The following is a 25,474-nucleotide window of genomic DNA, read 5'->3' as shown; positions in this document are numbered from 1 at the left end:
CCGGAGATATTTGCGGGCCTGAGCCCTCTTGTGGGCAGGCGTGGCTCAGGTATCATGTGCGCCAACAGATTAGGGGATCACCGACATGGCCACGCAAGCACCAGAAACCGAAATTGTAGATGCCTATCGCATCGCCTGCGACGGCGGTGAAGGCGCGTTGGGCCACCCCCGCGTTTGGCTGCAAATCCCACAAACCGTGGGCTTTGTGGAATGTCCATATTGCGACAAGAAGATCGTTCACCGCGATTTTGAAGGGAAGGTCTAAATGGCCTTCGGGAAGGGCCATCACCTTCACCTCATCGACGGCTCCGCCTTCATCTTCCGTGCCTACCACGCGCTGCCGCCGCTTACGCGCAAATCCGATGGCCTGCCCATCGGGGCGGTTTCAGGCTTTTGCAACATGTTGCAGCGCTACGTGGAGGGCAATCTGGGCAGCGATGTCACCCATATTGCGGTGATTTTCGACAAGGGCAGCCACACGTTCCGCAACGACATGTACGACCAGTACAAGGCCAACCGCGATGCCATGCCGGAAGACCTGCGCCCGCAAATCCCGCTGACCCGCGAGGCCACCCACGCCTTCAACATCGCCTGCGAGGAGATGGAGGGGTATGAGGCTGACGACATCATTGCGACCCTTTCCGTGCAAGCCCGGGAGGCTGGTGGGCGCTGCACGATTATCAGTTCTGACAAAGACCTGATGCAACTGGTTGGCGGCGGGGTCGAAATGTTCGACGCCATGAAGAACAACCAGATCGACAGCGAAGGCGTTGAGGCCAAGTTTGGTGTCGGCCCCGACCGTGTGATCGACGTGCAGGCCTTGGCAGGCGACAGCGTGGACAATGTGCCGGGTGCGCCGGGCATCGGCATCAAAACCGCGGCATTGTTGATCAACGAATATGGCAGCCTCGAAGAGCTGCTCGACCGCGCCGAAGAAATCAAACAGCCCAAACGCCGCGAGACGCTGATCAACCACCGCGAACAGATCGAGCTGTCCAAGAAACTGGTGACGCTCGACACCAATACGCCCATCACGTTCTCCCTGGACGATTTGGAGGTCCGGGACCCCGACCCCGAAAAGCTGCTCGCTTTCCTCGCGGAAATGGAATTCCGCACGCTTACCAAGCGCATCGCGGACAAGCTGGAGGTCGAGGCTCCCGTTATTGAGGACGCACCAGCCCCGGCAGCCGATGCCCCCGAGATGCTGGACCTGAAAGATGCCGTCTACACCACGGTGCGCGACGCGCAGACGCTGCAGAAATGGATCGACGCGGTCTATGCACGCGGCTACGTCGCCGTCGACACTGAAACCACGGGCCTGAATGAAATGGTGGTGGACCTGGTGGGTATCTGCCTTTGCGTGGAGGAGGGGGAGGCCTGCTACATCCCGCTCGCCCACAGGTCCGGCGGCGATGATCTGTTCGGGTCGGCGGAACTGGCCGAGGGCCAAATGCCGCTGCAAGAGGCGCTCGATTTGCTCAAGCCGATGCTGGAAGACGACAGCATCATCAAGATCGGCCAGAACATGAAGTATGACGCGAAGATTTTCGCGCGCTACGGTGTGCAGATTGCCCCGATCGACGACACGATGCTGCTCAGCTACGCGCTGCACGCAGGCCTGCATAACCACGGCATGGACGCGCTGTCAGAGCGCTACCTCGGCCACACGCCCATCCCGATCAAGCAGCTGCTGGGCACCGGCAAATCCGCGATCACCTTCGATATGGTGCCCATCGACGACGCCACGCCTTACGCGGCCGAAGACGCCGACATCACGCTGCGCCTGTGGAAGACCTTCAAGCCGCTTTTGCACACCAAACAGGTCACCACCGTCTATGAAACGATGGAGCGCCCGTTGATCCCGGTTCTCGCCAAGATGGAGATGAACGGCATCAAGGTCGACCGCGACACGCTTAGCCGCATGTCCAACGCATTTGCCCAGAAGATGGCGGGGCTGGAGGCCGAAATTCACGAACTCGCAGGCCAGGACTTCAATGTCGGCTCCCCCAAGCAACTAGGGGAAATCCTGTTCGACAAGCTGGAGCTGCCGGGCGGCAAGAAGGGCAAGACCGGGGCCTATTCCACGGGCGTGGATATCCTCGAAGACCTCGCGACCGAACATGAATTGCCGGGCCGCGTGTTGGACTGGCGCCAACTTAGCAAGCTGAAATCGACCTACACGGACGCGCTGCAAAACCACATCAATGCCGACACGGGCCGGGTGCATACCTCCTATTCCATTGCGGGGGCGAACACGGGCCGCTTGGCATCCACCGACCCTAACCTGCAGAACATCCCTGTCCGCTCGGAAGAAGGTCGCCGCATTCGGGAGGCGTTTGTTGCCGAAGAAGGCAACGTGCTGGTCTCCCTCGATTACTCGCAGATCGAGCTGCGCATCCTCGCCCATATCGCCGACATCCCCGCGCTGAAGCAGGCTTTCAAAGACGGCCATGACATCCACGCCATGACCGCGTCCGAGATGTTCGATGTGCCGTTGGACGAGATGACCCCCGACGTGCGACGGCAGGCCAAGGCGATCAACTTCGGGGTGATTTACGGTATTTCCGGCTTCGGCCTTGCACGTAACCTGCGCATCCCGCGGAGCGAAGCGCAGGGCTTCATTGACCGCTATTTCGAACGGTTCCCGGGCATCCGCGCCTATATGGACGAGACGGTGAAATTCGCCAAAGAGCATGAGTATGTGCAGACCCTCTTTGGCCGGAAAATCAACACGCCTGAAATCAATGCCAAGGGCCCGCATGCGGGCTTTTCCAAACGTGCGGCGATCAACGCTCCGATCCAAGGCACTGCCGCCGATGTCATCCGCCGCGCGATGATCCGAATGCCCGACGCGATCAAGGACCTGCCCGCGCGGATGCTGTTGCAGGTGCATGACGAGCTGATCTTTGAGGTGCCGGAAGACAGCGTCGACAAGACCATCGACGTGGTGCGCGACGTGATGGAAAACGCCTCCGACCCCGCTGTAAGGTTCGACGTGCAGCTGGTGGTGGACGCTGGGCAGGGCGCAAACTGGGCGGAGGCGCACTGATGATCCGCACCTGGGCAGAGCTGCGCGACTTTGCCCATAGCCTTGATCTGCCTGAGGTCACCGATGCGGTCAGCTGGGGCATCCAACCCTCAAGGCGCATGGCAAGCTGTGGTGCTGGTGGTCGCCCTACATTGAGGCCGGAATTTTCAAAGGCTCCATTGAGGAACGCGAAATGCTGATGTCAGCGGACCCCGAGACCTTTGTCCTCCATCCGCATTACGCCAAACATGGCTTGATCCTCGTCGCGGCGGGTCGGATTGACCCGGACTGGGCCAGTGCGCGATTGACGCAGTCATGGCGCGACATGGCGCCAAAGAAATTTCTGAAAGAGTGGGACGCCCGATAAATCGGGCTCAGTTGTCCACCATCGGCGAGGATTGCGTGATCGTCGCCTGCGGGCATTTGCACGCGCGGTACACGTATTTGCGGATGATTGGCCCCGCGATAAGGATCACTGTGAAAGCCACTGGCCAAGCCGTGACCCATCCACCGGCCCAGGTGTGCATGAAGGCGGCGGATAACCCGGCCATTTTGTAGGTCATCACACCGCACACGATCGCGGACATCACGGCAGAGGTGATGGCGCTGAACAGGATCAGTGCGAGAAGTGTACGTGGCATGACTTTGGCGTCTTTCCGTAAGTGAGACCCTACACCTACGATCCGCAACGGATAACAAACAGCCCACTCGCGAACGCCTATTGTGCATGAGCGCAGAGTGACGCGGCGTCCATGCCCGAAATGTCAATTAATGAGACTACCTCACGGTTTCGTGAGGGGCGCCCCCCCGCTCAAAATTGGGCATCTTGTCCACTTCGCAGGTCAGGAAGTCGCTCAGCGTTTTGCCTGATTCTGCGTCAAATCTTCCCTGAACGGACATTTCTTCGACACGGTCCACGCGGAACATGCGAAAATCGTTTCGCAGCTCGCACCACGCGACAAGGGTCCAAACCTGCCCCCAGAACCAAACGCCTAAGGGTCGAACAATCCGTTCGGTCGGGGCACCGGTTTTGTCTCGATAGCTCAGTTCCAACCGCTCGCTGGCGGCAATGTGTTCTTCCATGGCATCGAGGCGTCGGCGCAGGACGTCGTTCATGCCGTCAGGCGCAATTGCGTATACGTGCACCGACCGCGCTTTTTGTAACGCGTCTGCAGGGAGGATCGTTTCGATTTTGTCCAACGCGTTTTCCGCGCCCAGGGCCATGGCGGCCCCGCCCCAAGCCCGGATCAACCGCGCGCCCGCGACAAGGGCAGTGACCTCAGCGCGGGTAAACATAAGAGGCGGCAGGTCGTACCCGTCGCGCATCATGTAACCCAGTCCGGCCTCCCCATCGATCGGCACGCCGTTGGCCATCAAATCGGCGACGTCGCGGTAAATGGTGCGGGGCGACACTTCCAGCCGCTCCGCCAAATCCGCAGCCGTGGTCAGCCGACCACCCCTAAGATGTTGCACAATCTGAAAGAGGCGGTCGGCGCGGCGCATCTATGCAGCCTCAAACAGGCCGATGGAGTTGCCGTCAGGGTCGATGCAATAAGCAAACCGCCCAAACGGCATGGCCACGATGTCGCCGGTCGAGGTGCCACCCGCCTCAAACACCCGGTCCCGCGCGTCTTCCACGGTGCCCGAAACCGCCAAATGAACGGTTGCCCCGCCACCCTTGACGCCAGGCGTACCCTCATACAGATGGCCGGAGATGCTTGTCGCAAAGTCCTTGGCCACAAAGAAGGCGACCGGGTTTGGTCCCTGCTTTTCAATGGCCATCTCCTGCTGCAAGACGGCGGAATAGAATTTAACGGCGTTTGCGAGGTTTTTCACCGGGATTTCGGCCCAAACGACGGCGTGTTGTGGAACGGTACTCATAGTCATCTCCATTTGCTTAAGTGTTGATGACGCATTCCTGACATACCCATGCTGACAGCATACTGTCAGCAGTGTTGCTGGTTAGCAAATTTATGGCAAATCCGACCCGCGAATAATCGGGAAAAAGGCCCCACCGGACCACACGCCAAACCAATCTTCGCCCTCATGCTCGGCATGGGCGCCGATATCCACCAGCCGGTAGAAGCTCTTGCGGTCAATCAGCGCCTCAAGGTTGCGGCGGACCAGAACATACGGTGACGGCTCGCCGTCTTGCGAATATTCAACCCGTATCGGGTTCTCAGGCCCCGCAATGAACCGGTCTCCGACATGCGTCTCAAACCGCAGTTTCTGCGCGCTACCGTCCCCAACCGCGTCAAAGTCAATCGCCACAAACGGCGCATCTTCAACGGTGATTCCGACCTTCTCGACAGGGGTCACGAGAAAATAGTCGTCACCATCCTTGCGAATGATCGATGAAAATAGCTTCACCAGACCAGCTCGACCGATCGGCGTGCCTAGGTAAAACCACGTCCCGTCCCGCGCGATGCGCATGTCTAGATCGCCGCAAAAGGGCGGATTCCACTTTTCAACTGGCGGCAGGCCACCTTTCGCCACTTCAGACGCGCTAGCCGCGATGCTTTCCGCTGACGGCAAGTCAAGCTTTTGTGCGCCGTTGCCTTTTGCCATTTCTTCATCCCGCCATAGCTCTATAGTCATAGGTGTATATAGCGGATCACGAGGAACTGTCATGGCCGACGCGGAAGAAATGGTAAAAGAAATTGAAGCCTTGGGCGGCAAGCTCTCGGCGGCCCGCGAAAGTATTGGCGCCAAGATCATTGGCCAGGAACAGGTGGTTGATCTGGCGCTGACTGCGCTGCTGTCGGGCGGCCACGCGTTGTTGATGGGCCTGCCGGGGCTGGGCAAGACGCTTTTGGTCGATACACTGTCCACCGTGATGGGCCTGTCGACCAACCGCGTGCAATTCACCCCCGACCTGATGCCCGCTGATATCCTGGGTTCCGAGGTGCTGGACACCGCCAAAGACGGCACCCGCGCCTTCCGCTACATTGAAGGTCCTATTTTCGCGCAGTTGTTGATGGCTGACGAGATCAACCGCGCCTCGCCGCGGACCCAATCGGCGCTGCTGCAAGCGATGCAAGAACGGTCCGTGTCTATCGCGGGCAAGGATCGCCCGTTGCCCGCGCCCTTCCATGTGCTTGCCACCCAAAACCCGCTTGAACAAGAAGGCACCTATCCGTTGCCCGAGGCCCAGCTTGACCGTTTCCTGCTGCAAATCAACGTCCGCTACCCAGACCGCGACACCGAGCGCGACATTCTGATGGCGACCACCGGCAGCATCGAGGCCGAGGCGCAGACTGTGTTTTCGCCCGAAGAGCTGATCGCCGCGCAAGCTTTGGTCCGGCGGATGCCGGTGGGTGATGCGGTGGTGGAGCATATTCTTGATCTCGTGCGATCCTGCCGGCCTGAGGAAGATGATGCGTCTGATCTGATACGAAGCACTGTTTCATGGGGGCCAGGCCCGCGCGCCGCGCAGGCGCTGATGCTGACCGTGCGCGCCAAGGCGTTGCTGGATGGGCGGCTTGTGCCCTCTCTGGATGATGTCGCCGCGCTTGCCGAACCCGTGTTGACGCATCGGATGGCGCTCAGCTTTGCGGCCCGCGCCGAAGGGCGGGAGCTGAACGAGGTCATTGCCGAGACGCTGGACCATGTTTCTACGCGACAGCGTGCTGCTTGAACCAAGACCCCGCCATAAACCCTGCTGGCCTGCGCCACCGGGCTGAAGCGCATGCAAACGCCTTTCCTGCTTTGCTGGCCGAGGCCGAGCATCTGGCGGCAACGGTTCTGCTTGGCGACCACGGGCGTCGTCGTGCCGGCATGGGCGACGAGTTTTGGCAGTATCGCCCTGCCGTTGCGGGCGACCCGCACCGATTGATTGACTGGCGCCGATCCGCGCGCGGGGACGAGCAGTTCGTGCGCCAAAAGGAATGGCAGGCGGCGCAATCGGTGATGTTCTGGGTTGATGATGCGCTCTCGATGACGTTTGCCGGTGGTGACGACCGCCCCACGAAAGGGCATCGCGCCCGCGTTTTGGCCCTGGCGCTTTGCGTCCTGTTGAACCGTGGCGGAGAGCGTTTCGGGTTGGCCAATCGCGGCACCCCGCCGCGACGTGGTGAAGGGCAGCTAAGCCGCATCGCAGGCCATCTTATGGCCCTGCCCGGTGAAAGTGACTATGGCACGCCCAATGCCCGGGTCTTACCCGCCGGTTCACGCGCCGTGTTCCTGTCAGATTTCTTTGGTGACCCTCAGCCGGTCTCAGATGCGCTGACCCGCGCCACGGATCGAGGGGTTAAGGGGGCGTTAATTCAGATCCTCGACCCAGACGAGGAAGCCTTCCCTTATGACGGCCGCACCGTGTTCGAAACCATGTCCGGCAAAACCCGTTTCGAAACCCTCAAGGCCGGGAACTTGAGAGACGCCTATCTCAAACGCCTCGCTGACCGCAAAGCGCATCTGCAAGACCTTTGCCGGGCGACGGGGTGGCGTTATCTGTGCCACCACACCGACGCTGGCGCGCTCAGAGCATTGATGTGGGCCTACCGCGCATTGGATCACGCCCTATGATATCCAACCTCGCTTTCACAACACCGCTTTTGCTTGTCGCATTGGTTGCCCTGCCCATCTTGTGGTGGCTGCTGCGGGCCGTACCGCCCGCGCCGATCAAGCGCCGGTTTCCGGGCATTGCGCTGCTGCTGGGGCTGAAGGATGACGAAAGCCAGACGGATACAACCCCCTGGTGGTTGCTGCTGCTGCGTATGTTGGCTATCGCCGGGCTGATCGTGGGATTTGCCGGGCCGATCCTGAACCCGGAGAACCGCCAGCCCGGCGACGGCCCGCTGTTGGTGGTGATGGATGCGTCTTGGGCCTCGGCCCGCGATTGGCCCGCCAGAACCGCCCGTGTGGAAACCGTGCTGGCAGAAGCATCGCGCGACGGTCGGCCCGCTGCGTTGATGAAATTGTCCGACCCACAAGCCGACGCGCTGAACTTTGTGGCCGCCGATGCGCTGATCCCCCAAATAGCGGGTCTCACCCCCGACGCATGGTTCCCCGCGGGGAACCTTATGGAGCAGATAGAGCAAGTCACTGAGGGCGCGACTTTTGACACAGTCTGGTTCTCGGATGGTTTGGATCACCCGGCCCGTGCAGACGTGGCCGCCTTGTTTGAAGGCAAAGGCACACTGAAAGTCATCCAGTCTGCCCGCCCCGCCTACGCTTTGCGCCCAGCGCGGTTTGAAGGCAGCGACGTGGCAATCACCGCGATCCGCGCAAACAGCGATGACGCGCGAGAACTGACCTTGACCGCCCGTGGCCCCGACCCGGGCGGGGTGGAGCAGGACTTGGCCCGCGCAACTGCAACCTTTGCGGCGGGCGAGACCGAGGCGGAGGTCGTGCTTGCCCTGCCGACGGAGCTGCGCAACCGTATTCGCCGGTTTGAAATTTCGGGCGTGCGGTCCGCCGGTGCCGTCAGCCTGACGGATGATGCGTTGAAGCGACGCGAGGTGGGCCTGTTGGCCAGCAATGACGGACAAGAAGCGCAGGATCTGTTGTCGCCGCTCTACTATCTGCGCCGCGCCCTGGTTCCCACCGCCGACCTGATCGACGGCACGTTGGAGGATATGCTTCTGGCAAGCCCGGATGTTCTGATCATGGCAGACATTGCGACGCTGAGCCCCGAGGAAACCGGCGCCTTGACCGACTGGATTGATGAAGGTGGTTTGCTGGTCCGATTTGCCGGTCCGCGTACCGCTGCATCCGATGTGGAAAGCGACGCCCTGATCCCGGTGCGGCTACGCGCGGGCGGGCGGTCCGTGGGCGGTGCGATGTCGTGGGGGGAGCCCAAAGCGTTGCGCGCCTTTACCCGCGATAGCCCGTTCTTCGGGTTGGCGTTGCCCGATGATGTGACCGTGACCAGCCAGGTTGTCGCTCAGCCGGACCCCGATCTGGCGGAGCGCACGATTGCATCCCTCGCCGATGGCACGCCGCTGGTCACCCGCAAGCAATTGGGGGACGGACAGATTGTGCTGTTCCACGTGACCGCCAATGCGGAATGGTCGACCTTGCCGCTGTCGGGCCTGTTTGTGCAGATGCTGGAGCGGCTGGCTATTTCGACCCGACCGGCGGAACTGGCGATTGGCGACCTGGCGGGGACCACATGGGAGCCGGAAGATGTGCTCGACGGGTTCGGACGGGTGCGCAACGCCGACGCTTTGCCGGGCGTTTCGGGCGAGGCAATGGCCGACCAGGTGCTCGGCCCTGATTTGCGTCCGGGCCTCTACAGCAACGACGACCGGCGGGTGGCATTGAACGTGATTTCGTCAGGGCAATCCATCGCTCCCGCGATATGGCCCGCATCCGTCACGGTGGAAGGCATCGTGACTGCCGAGGAAACGCCGCTGGCAGGGCTGCTCCTGACAGCCGCAATGGCGTTGCTGCTGCTGGATATCCTTGCCTCCCTCTGGCTGGGGGGGCGGTTGAGCTTTAAGAAACCGTTAACTGCGATGGTGGCCGTCTTGGCACTGGGCTTGCCGCACCACGCGGATGCGCAAGTCGAAGAAACCCGCGCGCTCGAGGCGACGTCAGAGGTGGTTCTGGCCTATGTCAAAACCGGCGATGACACGCTGGACCGCGTGTCGCGGCAAGGGTTGGAAGGGCTGTCTTTCAGCTTGTTCCGCCGCACCTCGGTGGAGCCGTCCTCGCCCATTCAAGTTGACTTGGAAACGGACGAGCTGTCCTTTTTCCCAATTCTATATTGGCCGATTACCGAGGATCAGCCGACGCCGTCCTCGGCGGCCTATGCCAAGTTGAACCGCTATCTTCGGACTGGCGGCATGATCGTATTTGACACCCGTGACGGCAATATTGGCGGGTTTGGCAGCTCGACCCCGATGGGGCGCAAGCTGCAGTCGCTGGCGCGCCCGCTGGATATTCCGGCTTTGGAACCGGTGCCGGCTGACCATGTGCTGACACGCACCTTCTATCTATTGCAGGATTTCCCGGGGCGGCATGCCAATAACAGTGTCTGGGTCGAAAGCGCGCCTGCGGATGCCGAACAGGTGGACGGGCTGCCGTTCCGCAACCTCAATGACGGTGTGACCCCGGTTCTTATTGGCGGCAATGATTGGGCGAGCGCGTGGGCCCGCGACGAAAATGGGCGGCCACTTTATCCTGTCGGGCGTGGCTTTGGCGGGGAGCGGCAGCGCGAGATGGCCGTGCGCTTTGGCGTCAATCTGGTGATGCATGTGCTGACGGGCAATTACAAATCGGATCAGGTCCATGTGCCTGCACTGCTGGACCGGTTGGGGAATTGAGATGAATATCATCCTTGATCCCCTGATACCCCTGATGCCCGTCGCCGTGCTGGCGGTGTTTCTGGTGCTGTTGGTTGGGTTTGCCATCTGGCGCGGGCTTCCCGGCTGGTGGTTGCGGGCTTTGGCGGGTGTTACCGTGTTGGTCGCATTGGCCAACCCCGCCTTGCAAGATGAGGACCGGGAACCGTTGTCGGACATCGTCATGATGGTCGTCGACCGTTCCGCCAGCCAAGAGCTGTCTGACCGGGGTAGCCAGACTGCCGCCGCCGTGGACGCGCTGACGCGCGATATTGAAGGCCGTGGCATGGAAGTGCGGGCCGTTGATGTGCCTGATGGCATTGGCGATGCGGGCACCGAATTGATGACCGTTTTGTCCGAGGCTCAGGCCGAGGAACCGCAGTCAAGGATTGCAGGCACGATTCTGGTGACGGACGGGCAGTTGCACGACCCGCAACGCGCCCCTGAGCTGCAAGCGCCGCTGCACACGTTGCTGACCGGGCGCAGCACCGATTGGGACCGCCGATTGATCATCAAGAACGCGCCGGCCTTTGCCATTCTGGACGAAGAGATCGTGCTGACGTTGAAGATCGAAGATCAGGGCGCCGTGCCCGCCGATGCAGGCGAGACGGTGGATCTTGCAATTGCCATCGATGGGGAGGCGCCCGAGACCTACAACGTACCGGTGGGTGAGGACCTGAACCTGCCTATCACGCTAACCCATGGCGGGCGCAACGTGCTGCAATTTCAGCTGGCCACAATGGATACCGAGCTCACCGACCGCAACAATGCCGCCGTGGTGCAAATCAACGGCGTGCGCGACCGGCTGCGCGTGCTGCTGGTGTCGGGCGAGCCGCATGCGGGTGAGCGCACCTGGCGCAACCTTCTGAAATCGGATTCGGCCGTTGATCTGGTGCATTTCACCATCCTGCGCCCCCCTGAGAAGCAGGACGGTGTGCCCGTATCCGAATTGTCGCTGATTGCCTTCCCCACCCGCGAGTTGTTCCTCGAGAAGGTCAACGAGTTCGATCTGATCATCTTCGACCGCTACAAACGGCGGGGCATCCTTCCCGCCCTCTACTTTGATTCCATCCGGCAATATGTCGAGACCGGCGGAGCGGTGTTGATCGCGGCGGGCCCGGATTTTGCGTCGGCGGATTCCATCTACCGTTCCTCGCTGGGGGACATTCTGCCCGCCGCGCCGACGGCGCGGGTGTTTGAGGAGGGGTACAAGCCGGCCATTTCAGAGATTGGCGCGCGCCACCCCGTGACCGAGTCGCTGGAGAAATTTGCACCCAACGCAGAGGCCGAGGACGGCACGCCAGGCTGGGGCCGCTGGATGCGACATGTCGAGGTGACAGAGACCTCTGGTCACACCGTTATGACAGGTATCAACGAGACGCCGCTCCTGACGTTGGATCGGGTTGGCGAAGGCCGTGTGGCCTTGCTTGCATCCGATCACGCGTGGCTGTGGCATCGCGGCTACGAGGGCGGCGGCCCGCAATTGGAACTGCTGCGCCGGTTGGGGCATTGGATGATGCGGGAACCTGATCTGGAAGAAGAAGCGCTGACCGCCAGCGTGGAAGGCCAAACCGTTACGTTGACCCGCCGCACATTGGCTGCGGGGGTCGGTGAGGTGACGGTGACGGACCCCGACGGCTCTGAACGGGCGATCACGTTGGATGAGGTGCGGCCCGGCCGCTTCGTGGCCAGCTTTGAGGGCACCTCGCAGGGGCTTTACCGGGTGAAAGAGGGAGAGATCGAGACCGTCTTCGCCCTGGGCCCGGCGGCCCCGCGCGAGTTTGTGGAGACCGTGGCGTCAGGTGACAAGCTTGAGCCAATTGTCGCGCCTTTGCGGGGCGGCATCCTGAATATCGAAGATGGCATCCCGAATGTGCGAATGGTCAGCGAGGGACGAAATGCTGCCGGACGTGGCTGGATCGGCCTGACGCCGCGCAACGCCTATGTAACGACGAACATTACCGTTACGCCGCTGGTATCCAGCTGGCTGTTCTTGTTGCTGGCCGCGCTTTTGAGCGTTGGTGCGTGGCTGCGCGAAGGGCGGCGGTAGCGCGACCATATTGGGCGCCTGCGGCGCGCAAGAGGTTTTGCGCTCTTGAAGGGGTTTCACCCCTTCGCCGCGCGGGCAAATCCCGAGCATATTTTCAGCAGAAAGAAGCTCCGGCGCGTATTACTTCAGCCGCACTGTGTAGGTGGCGTCTGACCAGCCATGAACGGAATCATGTGCGCGGATCTGTACTTCGCTCACGCCCGCGGGGATACGCACATCGGACAGGGATCGGGTGAACGGCTGCTCGTTCTCATGTGGGTGATGCAGGGTACGATAGCCGAGCTGCGTGCCGTCAGGGGCGAGCACCGCCCAGCCATCGGCATAGTGATCCCAGCCTGTATCGGCGTGGCGGATGGTGACCTCGAATGTCCAGGTTCCGCCCGACTGGCGCGCGGTCGCGCCTTCAACCTTCGCCTGATCGGCGAAGGCGGGCAGGGTTGTCAGGATCAGCGCGGTCGTCGCAAAAATCCGTTTCATATCAGCTCTCCTTGGTGGGGATATCCACCAGCAAAATCTCTCTCGGGCGGGACGCGAATTCGCGTTGCCAGATCAGGAAGGCCACCAGCGACGTGGAGACCAACAGGGCATAGGGACCCAGCAGCCAGGCCAGCGTGCCCAAAGCATAATATATAGACCGCAAACCGCGATTAAAGTTCCACGCGGCACGAATATTGATCTCTGCGGCCTGCAAAGCACGGCTTTGCGCTGACGAATGCGTGATATCGTTGGGGACCGCGGCCATGACAACCGCGCAGTAGCCAAACAGGCGATTGGCCCACACGAATTTCAGGAACCCATGGGTCAGAAACGCGACCACCACCAGCAATTTGAGCTGCCAGATCAGGGTAGGGCCCCCCTCGATGGTCAGGTCCATCGCCACCCCTTGCAGCGCCTCTGTGTTGCCGATGACAGCCAGAACACCGCCAATGGCGATCATGCAGCCCGAGCCGAAAAAAGCTGTACCTTGTCGGAGGTTAGACAAAATGGAAGCATCAAAGATGCGCGGATCGCGGGTGATCATCTGGCGCATCCATTCGCGCCGGTAGTCGGTCATGATGATGGTCACGGATGGGTGTTTGGCGCTGGGATGTTCAATCCGCCAGTCGATGACCAGCCAACTGCCCCACAAGAGCAAAAGCGCTGCGCCATCAAGAGGGGTCAACTGGGTGAGGCGGTTCATCAAATCCATAGGACGCAAGCTATAGTGCAGGTTGGATGCTTGTCATTGGTCAAAATTGGTAATATGTTTTTACCAATTATCGAATTTTGGGAGAGTCGCAATGGAAATGCCTGCCCCCGATGCCTCTGTATTGGCCAAAAAAGCGCGGCTGGTTGAGCGCTTGAGCGGCGTTTTGCCGGATGACGCGGTGATCCATGAAGAGCGCGAGATCAAAGCCTATGAATGCGACGCGCTGACCGCTTACAAATGCCCGCCACTTTGCGCCGTTCTGCCCGCCTCGACGGAGGAGGTGGCGGCTGTGTTGGAGATCTGCCATGACATGAATGTGCCGGTTGTCCCGCGCGGGTCTGGAACGTCATTGGCGGGCGGGGCGTTGCCGACGGCGGATTGCGTGATCCTGGGCGTGGCGCGGATGAACGACGTGCTGGAGACGAATTACGAGGATCGCTACATCCGGGTTCAGTCAGGCCGGACAAATCTCAGCGTCACCGGCGCGGTAGAGGAGCAGGATTTTTTCTACGCCCCCGACCCGTCATCGCAATTGGCCTGCGCCATTGCGGGCAACATCGCAATGAACAGCGGCGGGGCGCATTGCCTGAAATACGGGGTGACGACCAACAATCTGTTGGGTGTAAAAATGGTGCAGATGGACGGTACCGTCGTTGATATCGGCGGCGCGCATTTGGATGCGGCTGGCTATGATCTGCTGGGCATTATTTGCGGCTCAGAAGGTCAGATGGGCGTGGTGACGGAGGCGACATTGCGCATCTTGCGCAAGCCCGAAGGCGCACGGCCGGTGTTGATGGGCTTTGACAGCAACGAAGTGGCGGGCGCCTGCGTCTCTGACATCATCAAAGCGGGTGTGCTCCCCGTGGCGATTGAGTTCATGGACCGCCCCGTCATTCGCGCGACGGAAGCTTTCGCAGGCGCGGGTTATCCCGATTGCGAGGCGCTGCTGATCGTAGAGGTCGAAGGTTCCGACAAGGAGATCGACGAACAGCTTGGCCTTATCCTGCAGATCGCACGCAAACATAACCCCGTTGAGCTGCGCGAAAGCACCAGCGCTGACGAAAGCGCCCGCATCTGGTTGGGCCGCAAATCGGCTTTTGGGGCTATGGGCCAGATCAACGACTATATGTGTCTAGATGGAACGATTCCGGTGTCGTCGTTGCCAATGGTGCTGAAGCGCATTGGCGAATTGTCCAAGCAATACGGGTTGGATGTGGGTAATGTGTTCCACGCAGGCGACGGCAATATGCACCCGCTGATCTTGTTTGATGCCAACAAGGAAGGCGACCTTGAGCTGTGCGAGGCGATGGGGGCCGACATCCTGCGGCTATGCGTTGAGGCAGGCGGCTGCCTGACCGGCGAGCACGGCGTAGGTATTGAGAAGCGCGACCTGATGACGGCGCAGTTCACCCCGGAGGATTTGGAAATTCAGATGAAGGTGAAGGACGTGTTTGACCCCAACTGGCTGCTGAACCCGGCCAAGGTGTTCCCACTGTCCTCCAGCGCGGCGCGGCGCGCGGCCTGATTTGTTTCAAGGAATAGCGATATGATGCAGCCAATCACCGAGGCGCAGCTGGCAGAGGCGGTGCGCGACGCCACTGGCCCATTGAGTATCCGGGGCGGCGGCACCCGCCACCTCGGCAACCCGGTGACGGGAGAGGTTTTGTCGACCACCAAGCTGTCAGGCATTTCGCTTTATGAACCGGGCGCGTTGACCATCGTGGCCCAGGCGGGCACGCCTCTGGTGGAGATAGAGGCGGCCTTGACCAAGGAAAACCAGCGACTGCCGTTCGAGCCGATGGACCACCGTGCCCTGTTGGGCACGAAAGGGGAGCCGACGATCGGCGGGATTGTGGCAGCGAACGTGTCCGGCCCACGCCGCATTCAGGCCGGGGCCTGCCGTGACTCCCTCATCGGGCTGCGCTTCGTTGACGGGCTGGGGACCGCCGTCAAGAACGGCGGGCGGGTGATGAAGAACGTCACGGGCTACGATCTGGTCAAGCTCTTGGCGGGGTCCTACGGCACCTTGGGTGTGCTCAGCGAAGTGTCGTTTAAGTTGCTGCCGGGGATCGCGACGCAAGCGACGTTGATTTATTATGGAATGGGATGGACCGGGACAACCGCTCTCATGTCGGCTGCCATGGGGTCGCCGTTTGAAGTGTCGGGGGCGGGGCGATTGCCTGCCGGAACGCTAGGACCAGATGGCGCTGTTGTGCTCCGTTTGGAAGGATTCGCGGATTCGGTTGCGTACCGAACCAAGGCGCTGTCAGATCTGCTTTCCGAGACCGTCGGCGCTCCCGACGAAACCGTTACTGATAAAGATCAAAGCCTAGGCATTTGGGCCAAACTGCGCGACGTGGAGCCGTTTTCAAACAAAGAAGGTGACGTTTGGCGCATTTCCGTGAAGCCGTCGGGTTTGGCGCGCGTCGGTGAAGCGCTCGGTCTCGGTCATGAAGACATCGTAGTTGATTGGGCAGGAGGGCTGATTTGGGTTTGTGTGCCAGATGGCACGGACTTGCGCCCCAAGCTTGCCAACATTGGAGGGCATGCAACCCTGATCCGCGCCTCTGACGCCACCAAATCCAAGCTGGGGGCGTTCCACCCCGAAGTGGCTCCGATCCAGGCGATCAACGCGGGGCTGCGATCCAAATTCGACCCGCGCGGCATCCTCAACCCCGGCTTGATGGGATAACTTCATGCAGACCACATTTACCCCCGAGCAGTTGAAAGACCCCGCAATTGAGCGGTCGAACCAGATATTGCGGTCTTGCGTGCATTGCGGCTTTTGCACCGCGACCTGCCCGACATATCAGGTGTTGGGAGACGAATTGGACAGCCCGCGCGGTCGGATTTACCTGATCAAGGACATGCTGGAAAATGAGCGGGTGCCGGACGAGAAGACCGTCAAACACATTGACCGCTGCCTGAGCTGTCTGGCCTGCATGACCACCTGCCCGTCAGGTGTGCATTACATGCATCTGGTGGACCATGCGCGGGAATACATCGAGAACAATTACAAGCGGCCCCTATCGGACCGCGCGTTGCGCTGGATCCTGGCGAAGATCCTGCCCTATCCCGGCCGGTTCCGGTTGGCGCTACTCGGGGCCAAGATCGGCAGGCCCTTCGCCTTCCTGATGCCCGACGCGCGGCTGAAGGCGATGCTGGAGATGGCGCCCAAGACCATCCCGCCGGTGTCGCGCAATGACGACCCGCAAACCTTCCAAGCTGAGGGCGCAAAGAAGCTGCGCGTGGTGTTGATGACAGGCTGCGCGCAAAAGGCGCTCAACACGGACATCAATGACGCCACGATCAGGCTGCTAAGGCGTCTTGGCGCGGAGGTTGTAATACCCGAAGGCCAAGGATGTTGCGGGGCGCTCACCCATCACATGGGCAAGTCGGACGAAAGCCATGCGACCGCGGCCAAAAACATCGAAGCCTGGCATGCCGAGATGGAAAGTGGCGGCTTGGACGCCATTGTGATCAATACCTCCGGCTGCGGCACCACCGTGAAGGATTACGCGCACATGTTCCGTAACTCGCATTTGGCAGAGAAGGCAAAGGCGGTCAGCGCGATTGCCAAAGATGTGTCCGAAGTCCTGATGGGATTAGACATCGAGGCAAAGGCGGCAGAGCCCCTGACCGTTGCCTATCATGCCGCGTGCTCCCTACAACATGGGCAGCAAATCAAGACTTACCCGAAGGACCTGCTCAAGGCCGCTGGGTTCACCGTTGTCGAGCCGGCCGATCCCCATTTGTGTTGCGGCAGCGCGGGGACGTACAATCTGATGCAGCCCGAAATTTCCGGGCAGCTGAAGGACCGCAAGGTCAAAACGCTTGAGGCCAAAAATCCAGACGTGATCGCCGCGGGCAACATTGGGTGCATGATGCAGATCGGGTCCGCGACGCAGACGCCCATCGTTCATACGGTGGAGCTGCTTGACTGGGCGACAGGCGGGCCAAAGCCAAAGGCTATGACCGATCAGCCACACATTTCCGACATTCCGGTGCTACGCTAAGAAACCAGCCGCATTTTTGCCGCACCTTCGCGTTATGGTGGTCGCCCGATCATACGCTGGAACCATCAATGGGCCGTCTAACCGCATTTCTGTTCGCTGCCTTTGCCGCCGCCGGCATAACGTCGTCGGCGCATGCTCAAGACGCGACCGGATTGCAAAAACTTGCTACGCTGGACCAGTCCAAGGCCTGGCAAGGCGTTGGACGTTTGAACCTGGGCGGGACGGGTTTCTGCACCGGCACCTTGATTGCGCCTGACCAGGTTCTAACGGCAGCGCATTGCCTTTTTGACGCATCAACCGGCATTCGGATGGATGACGCGGATATTGAATTCCTCGCGGGCTGGCGTGCGGGCCGTGCCGCCGCATATCGCGGTGTACGCCAATCGGTGGTCCACGCCGGATACGTCTACAAAGGGCGTGAAAACGTTGATCGGGTATCATCGGACATAGCGTTGATTCAACTGGACCAGCCTATTCGTCACCCGTCGATCACCCCATTTGAAACGGGTAACCAAGTGCGGCAGGGGCAGGAATTGCAGGTCGTGTCCTATGCCAAGGACCGGGCAGAGGCACCTTCCATACAGCAAACTTGCCATGTGTTGGCCAAAGATCCGGGCGTCTACGTCACCTCGTGCGATGTCGACTTCGGGGCGTCCGGAGCGCCGGTTTTTGTCATGGAAGATGGTAAGGCCCGCATCATGTCGGTGGTCTCTGCAAAGGCGGAATGGAACACGCGCAAAGTGTCCCTGACCGTCGGTGTGGAAGACCGGCTGAGCGAACTGCTGGACCAGATGGAGCGATCAGACGGCGTATTTACCCGGGCCACGCCGCAAACAAACCGGCTGACCTTCAAAAGCGGTTTGCAGCCGTCGGGCGCCCGTTTCGTCAAGCCCTAAAAACGCCCCATATACCCCTTGAAAGGGGAAAAACGCCTTCCCACATTTACAGCATCGGATGCCAAAGCTGGGTTCGATGACAAGCTAATGCGGCCTGTCCGACGTGGAAGGCCGCGCCCACATAACATTGCTTTTTCGAAAGGATGACTACTATGCGAGCCTATGATTTCGCCCCTCTTTACCGCGCCACTGTCGGTTTTGACCGTGTCGCTGACCTTATGGACCGTGTGCTGACCTCTGAGGTCAACCACACCACCTACCCGCCCTACAATATCGAGAAGACCGATGAGGATGCGTACCGCATCTCGGTGGCAGTTGCCGGTTTTGCTGATGCCGACCTCAATGTCGAGCAGCGCGAAAACGCGTTGATCGTTTCGGCCAAAAAGGGCGAAGACGAGTCTGAGCGTACATATCTGCACCGCGGTATTGCGACCCGCGCGTTCGAAAAACGTTTCCATCTTGCTGACCACGTTCGGGTGACCGGTGCGTCCCACACCGACGGCATGCTGCATGTCGACCTGGTGCGCGAAGTTCCCGAAGCCCTGAAACCTCGCACGATCGAGATCGCAAATGGGGGCACTAAGGCAATCGAAGGCAAGAAATCAAAGAAACCTGTCGGGGCTTAAGTCCCTTTAAAGCCTGACTGATAGGAGCGCGGCCTTTTTCTCCCGAAGGCCGCGCTTTTTTTTTCGACGTGCTGCGCACGCCGAGACGCGGGGCTCTGCCCCACACCCCGGCATATTTTGCCAAGATGAAACCAAGGCGCGCCAATCTTTCGTTGCCCATTTGCCCAAGGGGCGGAACCTGTTAGCTGTGCGGCACACGCTCCTGATAGGACAATTGCTTGAGATGACGCGGGACTATTCCCAATTCATGCCGACCGCCGCCGCATCGGCTACGTCGCGGACGCTGTCTGCGTTGGAAGTCTTGGGGTGGCAGTCCTTTTTTGCGCAGCAGACGGATGTTGACGCACTTGAGCAGACGCCGCCGGTGCGGGTGACAGAAGTACATCGCAGCGGATTGCGGGTCAAAGGGGACGGCATTGACGCGACGCTTCCGCCAAGCGTAGAGGCGACCGTCGGCGACTGGGTGCTGTTGGATCAGGTTTTGCCACAAGACAGCGTTGTGCTTGAACGCAAAAGCCTGATTAAGCGACGCGCTCCCGGGCATGATCGCTCCGTTCAGCTGATTGGGGCCAATATTGATACCGTTTTTGTGGTCACGTCCTGCAATGCGGACTTCAACGTCGCGCGGTTGGAGCGGTTCGTCGCATTGGCTTTTGAGGCGGAAGTGGCGCCGGTCATCGTGCTGACCAAGGCGGATCTATGTGACGACCCCAGCGGATATGTTGAGCAGGCCGAGCAGGTATCGTCAGACGTACCAGTCTTGCTTCTTGATGCACGTGGCGGCGACCCGGCCGAGAAGCTTGCGCCCTGGTGCAAACCCGGCCAAACCGTTGCCTTTCTGGGGACATCTGGGGTGGGTAAGTCGACGATGGTCAACGCATTGTCCGGCAACCAAAAGGTGGAGACACAAGGCATTCGGGAAGATGATGCGCGCGGGCGGCATACGACGACCTACCGGCATTTGCATATCTTGCCAGACGGCGCATGCGTCCTTGATACCCCCGGCATGCGGGAGCTTCAGCTGACCGACGCGGCGACCGGTCTGGGAGAGGTGTTCGCCGACCTTGAAGAGCTGGCAGCGCAGTGCAAATTTAACGACTGCGCCCACGATACCGAACCCGGATGCGCGGTGACTGCCGCCATTGAAGCAGGACAGATCGACGCCGCGCGACTGGCCAGATGGCAAAAACTGGTGGCAGAAGACAAGTTCAACTCGACAACGCTTGCCGAGCGTAAGGCCAGCGACAAGAGCCTTGGCAAGTTGATCAAGGGGATCCAGAAAAAGAACCGCAAGTAGCGGCAATACTTATCTCAGAACCATTGCCCCGGCTCCATCAACCCAAGCTGCATAAGCTGGTTTGAATTCCACTCGAACCTTTCGGATCCTTTCCACCAAAAATGCGGGATCGCGTACATTGATCCCGGATTGCTCATCAGGGCCTTGGCCGTTCTGAAGGAGCAGACCGTGGCGGAAATGTTGTGATGCCACGGGCAGGAATAGGTGTTGTATTCTTCGTCGTTGAAGGTGTGATTGCCGCTCAGCGTCAGGCCTTTGTAAGCTCGGAACAGGCTGACCCGGTCAATCCGGCGCTTCAGCCATGGGACATGCTCTTCATACCGCCAGCGAAGCCCACCGAAAAAGTCCAACTGTCGTTCAAGCGCGTGGCCGTCCTGGGTGAAGCGTTGCAGCGCATAGTAGCCGGCCTTGTCGAAATAGGCCTCATCCACCGATACTGCGTTGGAGTATTTGCCCAAATCCTTTGAATAGAGGTCAATCACATAGGTCATGATCGTGTCGCGGCGTTCTTCGGTGTTGAAAGTTACCAGTTCCTTCACATTTCTGGTCTCGCAGAACGGGAAGTACAGGTACTCTGAATTGTAGCAGTAATGCAGCCACTGGCCCGGACACGCTTCGATCACCGCATTCACGACCTCAGGCATCGCATTGCTGGCATGCATATCCTGAGCCACCAGATGCGCTGCGCCCCGATCCTCAGGCAGCAGGTCCCGATTGCCAAATACCAACACTTCGGAGAAGCCCAGGCTGTGGCAATGGTCAATTGTGCTGTCAACCTCAACGGCGTCCTCCAGCAAGACAATTGCGAAAGGCCCTTTGGGCTTGAGCACGGTGGGTGCCTTGCTGATAAATGCACTGAGGGATGCGTGCTGCATAACTGGGGTGTGACCTGCTTCTTTGTTGCGGCTAAAATCAATCATCGGCCCTTCAATTGCAAGACTGCCGGACCTGATGTACATCCGCCCCGAAACCCCCATGACAGGTGCCCCATGGCCGACGCCAAGAAGCTCTACATCAAAACCTATGGATGTCAGATGAACGTCTACGACAGCGAGCGCATGGCCGAAGCGCTAGAAGGCGATGGTTACGAGCAAACGCAAGACATGGATGAGGCTGACATGATCTTGCTGAACACCTGCCATATCCGCGAGAAGGCGGCCGAGAAAGTGTATTCCGACCTGGGCCGGTTGAAGCCGCTGCATGACAAAAAGCCGGATCTGAAGATCGGGGTGGCGGGGTGTGTGGCGCAGGCCGAAGGCCCGGAAATCATGCGGCGCCAGCCGATGGTCGATTTGGTCGTTGGGCCGCAGACCTATCACCGCCTGCCGGAGATGATGAAGAAAGTTGATGCCGGGCGATCTGCCCTCGACACCGATTTTCCCGAAGAAGACAAGTTTGACCATTTGCCCAAACGGGTGCTTCCGGCGCGCAATCCGTCGGCGTTCCTTACGGTTCAGGAAGGGTGTGACAAGTTCTGTGCCTTCTGCGTGGTGCCCTATACGAGGGGCGCCGAAGTCTCCCGCCCTGCAAAGCGCATCCTGTCGGAGGCGCAGGCTCTGGTCGAACGCGGCGTGCGGGAGATCACCCTTCTTGGCCAAAACGTCAACGCCTATCACGGCCACGAACGCGGCCTGGCCGGACTGATCTGGGACCTTGCTGAAATTGATGACCTGAAGCGCATCCGGTTTACCACGTCACACCCCAACGATATGGATGACGCGCTGATCCACGCGCATGGCACCTGCGAGAAGCTGATGCCGTATTTGCACCTGCCAGTGCAGTCCGGTTCAGACCGAATTCTGAAGGCCATGAACCGCAAACACACGGCGAACCAGTACCGTGACATCATCGCGCGCATCCGGGACGCCCGTCCTGACCTCATGTTCTCAGGCGATTTCATTGTGGGTTTCCCCGGCGAAACGGACGAGGATTTTGAGGCGACGATGCAGCTGGTTCGGGACGTGCATTACGGGCAGGCCTATTCATTCAAGTATTCTGCGCGCCCGGGCACGCCCGCCGCGGAGAAAGAAGATGTGCCGGCCGATGTGGCGACAGACCGTCTGCACCGGCTGCAGGCGCTTTTGACGGAACAGCAATATCAGACACAGGCCGACATGGTTGGTCGGCAAGTCAACGTGCTGTTCGAGAAAACGGGTCGGCAGGATGGCCAGCTTATTGGCAAATCTGAATATCTACATGCTGTACATGCTGAGGCATCCGCCGAATTGATTGGCACCGTGCAGCCCGTCGAAGTCACAAAGAACATGACGAATTCATTGACTGGGCAACTGGTTTCCAACTGAATTTCCGGTGCCGGGAGCAGGGCTGACTGCCGCCAGACGCATCGGGCTGCCGTGGCAATGCGCGGCCGTGCCGCCAATTAGGCAACTATATATAGTAGATTTCACTTTAATTTGTGTCCAACTTTGATAGGTTCAGGTAGATATAGAGCAAAACTGCCGCCTTAGGGGCAAGGAGGCAGCAATAAGAAACGTTAGTTCATCAGGCGAAGGACGAGGGCTGTGACATTTACATTGTCAAAAACTCTGCACTCCGTCTTGGCAGGGGGAGCCGTGGCATTCGCGTCACTGGTTTTCTCAATGTCCGAGGCGAATGCGCAGCAACAATACATCTACACGGAAGACGGGTTTACCCAAGGCACAATACAGAGCGGCCGCATCGCGCGCCGGACGACAGTGATTGCCGAACGGTACATTCCGACAATCTGGGTCGACCCGGACGGGTGCGAGCACTGGGTTATGGATGACGGCATCGAGGGTTTCATGACACCCCATGTGACCCGTGACGGCATACCTGTTTGTCGCCGCGGCAACACCTGCGCAGTGATGAATTCGGATCAGCTGTTTGCAACCAACCAGCACTCCATCAACAGCGCAAACCGCCAGCGTCTGCTGCAATTCTTCCAGTCGGCTGGCGCCACTGCCTATATCATTGAAGGTCACACCGACAGTCGGGCTTCAGACGAATACAATTTGGCGTTGTCGGATCGGCGCGCACGTGCTGTTGCGCAAGTTGCCCGCCAAGCTGGCGTCCGCGTCGCAGGCGTCCGGGGCTACGGCGAGCGAGTGCCGAAAGCATCCAACCGAACATCGCGCGGCAAAGCGGCAAACCGCCGTGTCGAAATTCAATGTATCCGCTAGTTGGGAACGGGAGAGGTATGATGAGAGCATTCAAAACCGTCGCGGCCCTTGGTATTGTGGCGGCCGTAACAACCGCTTGCGAACACAACGGTGGTGACAAAACCCGCGACTATGGGCGCGGAAACGGTGATCTATCAGAGTTGCAAGCTGGCATTTGGGTTGACCCACGCGGGTGTGACCACTGGATTATCGATGACGGCGTGGAGGGCTATCTGTCGGCTCGTCTGGATCGAAATGGTAAGCCCGTTTGTTCTGGCGCGGCGCCTCCGGGCTATGCGACCGGCAACTACAAAGGCGGTACCGATATCGGAGACTCGATCTAGAGTGCGTTATCCCGTCAATTTTTCAGAAAGGTCGCAGCGTTTGCTGCGGCCTTTTTTGTTTCAGAATAGTGAAACTTGCCGGGATACGCTTGCACCGCTGCGACGGACCCGTCACCATAAGATCAGCCAACATAGGAGACCCGATTGACCTTCAGCGCCCTTAATCCGCCAGATGCGGATGCCCCGGATCACGAATTGCTACTCGAATATCCAGACAACAGGCTGCTGATTGATCTTTGCGGAGAATTCGACAGCCATCTTACGCAGATTGAATCCACCCTCGGCGTGCAGATCGTTCGCCGGGGCAACCAGCTTGCCGTCATGGGCGACGCGCGAGAGGAGGCCGCACGGGTGCTGAATGCACTCTACGTCCGGTTGGAGTCTGGCAAAGAAGTGTCGCCCGCCGAAATCACCGCCGAAATCCGGATGGGCGGGTCGGATGCTGATACCGGTACCCGCGACGGCGACCAAATCGAGATGTTCTCCGGCGCGGCCGTGGAAATAAAAACTCGCAAGAAGACGGTTGAACCCCGCACGCAGGCGCAAAAGGACTACGTGCTTTCATTGATGAACAATGAGCTGGGGTTCGGGATCGGGCCGGCAGGCACCGGGAAGACCTACCTTGCTGTTGCCGTTGGCGTTTCAAAATTTCTCAATGGGGAAGTGGACCGGATCATTCTGTCCCGCCCTGCGGTCGAGGCTGGCGAGAAGCTGGGGTATCTGCCGGGCGACATGAAAGACAAGGTCGATCCGTACATGCAGCCCCTGTACGACGCATTGAACGATTTCTTGCCTGGAAAGCAGTCCGCCAAACTGATCGAGGAGAAGCGCATCGAGATTGCGCCTCTGGCCTTCATGCGCGGCCGGACCTTGTCGAATGCGTTTGTGGTGCTGGATGAGGCTCAGAACGCCACCACTATGCAGATGAAGATGTTCCTGACCCGTTTGGGGCAGGGCTCTCGCATGGTCATCACCGGTGATCGTAGTCAGATTGACCTGCCCAGAGGGGTTAAATCCGGCCTGCGGGACGCGGAGGACCTTTTGAAGGGTGTTGATGGAGTGGCGTTCAACTACTTCACCTCCAAAGATGTGGTGCGGCACCCGTTGGTCGCGCGCATTATCGAAGCATACGAAGTGTTTGAGAATAAGCAGCAGTGATCTGAGCAATCTCGCCCAGATCACTGTGGGAGCGCCTCCCGGACGGTTTTCAGTCAAAAATGCGCCTTAATTTCCTATTAGGGACTTTTTCAGCGAAGACTGAGAAAGAAGGGAACAGGTATGTTCGACTACATTGCGGCCAATATTGTGCCAATGCTGATTGGCGCCTCATTTACGTGCGGCGTTGCTGTTTTTTATCTGGTGATGATGCGTACGATCAAACACCGTCAAGGCGACACCGCGCTGAACGGGTAACGTCACCGCCGGGGATACGTTGCAAAATGCCGCGTATCCCTGGATGGGTTTGACAAAGAATTGCCCAAATTCTCAACTATTGCCTACACATCTGCCACTTGGGACGTTTTAACGATGCAAGCTCCGTTCACATACATCGCCGCCAACTCAACCCCGATGTTCATTGGGGCAAGCTTTACCGGTGGCGTT

Annotated in this window: 26 protein-coding genes; 19 read left to right on the top strand and 7 right to left on the bottom strand. The window is 59.6% G+C overall.

Features of this window, described 5'->3' with window-relative positions; all coding sequences use genetic code 11:
- Positions 1-85 precede the first annotated feature (85 nt).
- Genes Q0899_RS11260 through Q0899_RS11245 form a run of 4 tightly spaced genes read left to right on the top strand, consistent with a single transcriptional unit; the run spans position 86 to position 3,395 of the window.
- On the top strand, positions 86-265 hold the full coding sequence (locus Q0899_RS11260; protein WP_298293818.1) for a zinc-finger domain-containing protein: 180 nt from the start codon (positions 86-88) through the stop codon (positions 263-265).
- Positions 266-3,049 carry a DNA polymerase I gene (polA, locus tag Q0899_RS11255; protein ID WP_299192874.1) on the top strand — a complete coding sequence of 928 codons (2,784 nt, stop codon included), beginning with the start codon at positions 266-268 and terminating at the stop codon, positions 3,047-3,049. It abuts the gene before it with no gap.
- Positions 3,049-3,228 carry a hypothetical protein gene (locus Q0899_RS11250; RefSeq protein ID WP_299192872.1) on the top strand — a complete coding sequence of 60 codons (180 nt, stop codon included), beginning with the start codon at positions 3,049-3,051 and terminating at the stop codon, positions 3,226-3,228. Before polA ends, Q0899_RS11250 begins: the two co-directional genes overlap by 1 nt.
- Entirely contained in the window at positions 3,222-3,395 is a 174-nt protein-coding gene (locus tag Q0899_RS11245; protein ID WP_299192871.1) for a hypothetical protein, read from the top strand. The genes Q0899_RS11250 and Q0899_RS11245 overlap by 7 nt, the downstream gene beginning before the upstream one ends.
- A gap of 7 nt (positions 3,396-3,402) precedes the next feature.
- Here Q0899_RS11245 and Q0899_RS11240 read toward each other — a convergent pair whose 3' ends face one another.
- The 4 genes from Q0899_RS11240 to Q0899_RS11225 all read right to left on the bottom strand — a co-directional run bounded on the left by Q0899_RS11240 (position 3,403) and on the right by Q0899_RS11225 (position 5,596).
- Complete coding sequence (locus tag Q0899_RS11240) at positions 3,403-3,669, bottom strand: DUF2798 domain-containing protein (RefSeq protein ID WP_298293812.1); 267 nt, start codon at positions 3,667-3,669, stop codon at positions 3,403-3,405.
- Positions 3,670-3,805: 136 nt separating this feature from the next.
- Positions 3,806-4,531 (bottom strand): YafY family protein, encoded by a 726-nt coding sequence (locus Q0899_RS11235; protein ID WP_299192868.1) that lies wholly within the window; start codon positions 4,529-4,531, stop codon positions 3,806-3,808.
- Complete coding sequence (locus Q0899_RS11230; protein WP_298293807.1) at positions 4,532-4,909, bottom strand: VOC family protein; 378 nt, start codon at positions 4,907-4,909, stop codon at positions 4,532-4,534. It abuts the gene before it with no gap.
- Positions 4,910-4,999: 90 nt separating this feature from the next.
- The gene (locus tag Q0899_RS11225; RefSeq protein ID WP_298293803.1) at positions 5,000-5,596 is read right to left on the bottom strand and encodes a DUF1285 domain-containing protein; all 597 of its coding nucleotides are present in this window, start codon (positions 5,594-5,596) and stop codon (positions 5,000-5,002) included.
- Between the two features lie 61 nt (positions 5,597-5,657).
- Here Q0899_RS11225 and Q0899_RS11220 point away from each other — a divergent pair, with 61 nt between their 5' ends.
- From Q0899_RS11220 to Q0899_RS11205, 4 genes are read left to right on the top strand one after another with little or no spacing between them, the layout of a single operon-like run.
- Positions 5,658-6,665 (top strand): MoxR family ATPase, encoded by a 1,008-nt coding sequence (locus Q0899_RS11220; RefSeq protein WP_299192864.1) that lies wholly within the window; start codon positions 5,658-5,660, stop codon positions 6,663-6,665.
- On the top strand, positions 6,662-7,552 hold the full coding sequence (locus Q0899_RS11215) for a DUF58 domain-containing protein (protein WP_299192862.1): 891 nt from the start codon (positions 6,662-6,664) through the stop codon (positions 7,550-7,552). The genes Q0899_RS11220 and Q0899_RS11215 overlap by 4 nt, the downstream gene beginning before the upstream one ends.
- The gene (locus Q0899_RS11210; RefSeq protein ID WP_299192860.1) at positions 7,549-10,296 is read left to right on the top strand and encodes a DUF4159 domain-containing protein; all 2,748 of its coding nucleotides are present in this window, start codon (positions 7,549-7,551) and stop codon (positions 10,294-10,296) included. Before Q0899_RS11215 ends, Q0899_RS11210 begins: the two co-directional genes overlap by 4 nt.
- Position 10,297: 1 nt before the next feature.
- The gene (locus tag Q0899_RS11205) at positions 10,298-12,364 is read left to right on the top strand and encodes a hypothetical protein (RefSeq protein WP_299192858.1); all 2,067 of its coding nucleotides are present in this window, start codon (positions 10,298-10,300) and stop codon (positions 12,362-12,364) included.
- A 120-nt stretch (positions 12,365-12,484) separates the two neighbouring features.
- On the opposite strand, the gene Q0899_RS11200 is transcribed toward Q0899_RS11205, so the two are convergent.
- Positions 12,485-12,841 carry a hypothetical protein gene (locus Q0899_RS11200; RefSeq protein WP_298293789.1) on the bottom strand — a complete coding sequence of 119 codons (357 nt, stop codon included), beginning with the start codon at positions 12,839-12,841 and terminating at the stop codon, positions 12,485-12,487.
- Position 12,842: 1 nt separating this feature from the next.
- The gene (locus tag Q0899_RS11195; protein WP_366942104.1) at positions 12,843-13,544 is read right to left on the bottom strand and encodes a DUF599 domain-containing protein; all 702 of its coding nucleotides are present in this window, start codon (positions 13,542-13,544) and stop codon (positions 12,843-12,845) included.
- Positions 13,545-13,644: 100 nt separating this feature from the next.
- On the opposite strand from Q0899_RS11195, the gene Q0899_RS11190 reads away from it, so the two are divergent.
- The 6 genes from Q0899_RS11190 (at position 13,645) to rsgA (ending at position 20,388) form a co-directional block, all read left to right on the top strand.
- Complete coding sequence (locus tag Q0899_RS11190) at positions 13,645-15,078, top strand: FAD-linked oxidase C-terminal domain-containing protein (protein ID WP_299192853.1); 1,434 nt, start codon at positions 13,645-13,647, stop codon at positions 15,076-15,078.
- Positions 15,079-15,099: 21 nt separating this feature from the next.
- Positions 15,100-16,245, top strand: coding sequence for an FAD-binding protein (locus tag Q0899_RS11185; protein ID WP_366942103.1), 1,146 nt, complete (start codon positions 15,100-15,102; stop codon positions 16,243-16,245).
- Positions 16,246-16,249: 4 nt separating this feature from the next.
- Entirely contained in the window at positions 16,250-17,569 is a 1,320-nt protein-coding gene (gene glcF / locus Q0899_RS11180; RefSeq protein WP_299192851.1) for a glycolate oxidase subunit GlcF, read from the top strand.
- A 68-nt stretch (positions 17,570-17,637) separates the two neighbouring features.
- Positions 17,638-18,465 (top strand): trypsin-like peptidase domain-containing protein, encoded by an 828-nt coding sequence (locus tag Q0899_RS11175; RefSeq protein WP_299192849.1) that lies wholly within the window; start codon positions 17,638-17,640, stop codon positions 18,463-18,465.
- 152 nt (positions 18,466-18,617) lie between these two features.
- Positions 18,618-19,091 carry an Hsp20 family protein gene (locus Q0899_RS11170; RefSeq protein ID WP_299192847.1) on the top strand — a complete coding sequence of 158 codons (474 nt, stop codon included), beginning with the start codon at positions 18,618-18,620 and terminating at the stop codon, positions 19,089-19,091.
- A gap of 223 nt (positions 19,092-19,314) precedes the next feature.
- A complete protein-coding gene (gene rsgA, locus Q0899_RS11165) occupies positions 19,315-20,388 on the top strand; it encodes a ribosome small subunit-dependent GTPase A (protein WP_298293774.1) in 1,074 nt (357 codons plus the stop codon).
- A 14-nt stretch (positions 20,389-20,402) separates the two neighbouring features.
- On the opposite strand, the gene Q0899_RS11160 is transcribed toward rsgA, so the two are convergent.
- On the bottom strand, positions 20,403-21,308 hold the full coding sequence (locus Q0899_RS11160; RefSeq protein WP_366941490.1) for a hypothetical protein: 906 nt from the start codon (positions 21,306-21,308) through the stop codon (positions 20,403-20,405).
- A 69-nt stretch (positions 21,309-21,377) separates the two neighbouring features.
- Between Q0899_RS11160 and miaB the strand changes: the two genes are divergently transcribed.
- The 5 genes from miaB (at position 21,378) to Q0899_RS11135 (ending at position 25,285) form a co-directional block, all read left to right on the top strand.
- Positions 21,378-22,691, top strand: coding sequence for a tRNA (N6-isopentenyl adenosine(37)-C2)-methylthiotransferase MiaB (miaB, locus tag Q0899_RS11155; protein WP_299192845.1), 1,314 nt, complete (start codon positions 21,378-21,380; stop codon positions 22,689-22,691).
- 270 nt (positions 22,692-22,961) lie between these two features.
- Positions 22,962-23,549, top strand: coding sequence for an OmpA family protein (locus tag Q0899_RS11150; protein WP_299192843.1), 588 nt, complete (start codon positions 22,962-22,964; stop codon positions 23,547-23,549).
- 20 nt (positions 23,550-23,569) lie between these two features.
- Positions 23,570-23,872: a hypothetical protein gene (locus tag Q0899_RS11145; RefSeq protein ID WP_298293768.1), complete on the top strand. Its 303-nt coding sequence runs from the start codon at positions 23,570-23,572 to the stop codon at positions 23,870-23,872.
- 144 nt (positions 23,873-24,016) lie between these two features.
- On the top strand, positions 24,017-25,030 hold the full coding sequence (locus Q0899_RS11140) for a PhoH family protein (RefSeq protein ID WP_298293766.1): 1,014 nt from the start codon (positions 24,017-24,019) through the stop codon (positions 25,028-25,030).
- 120 nt (positions 25,031-25,150) lie between these two features.
- Positions 25,151-25,285, top strand: coding sequence for a hypothetical protein (locus Q0899_RS11135; RefSeq protein ID WP_298293764.1), 135 nt, complete (start codon positions 25,151-25,153; stop codon positions 25,283-25,285).
- The last annotated feature ends 189 nt before the right edge of the window (positions 25,286-25,474 follow it).

Origin of the sequence: uncultured Litoreibacter sp., assembly GCF_947501785.1 — a bacterium.
GTDB lineage: Bacteria > Pseudomonadota > Alphaproteobacteria > Rhodobacterales > Rhodobacteraceae > Litoreibacter.
The sequence above is the reverse complement of the archived record's forward strand: the minus strand, read 5'-3'. Positions and strand labels throughout refer to the sequence as shown.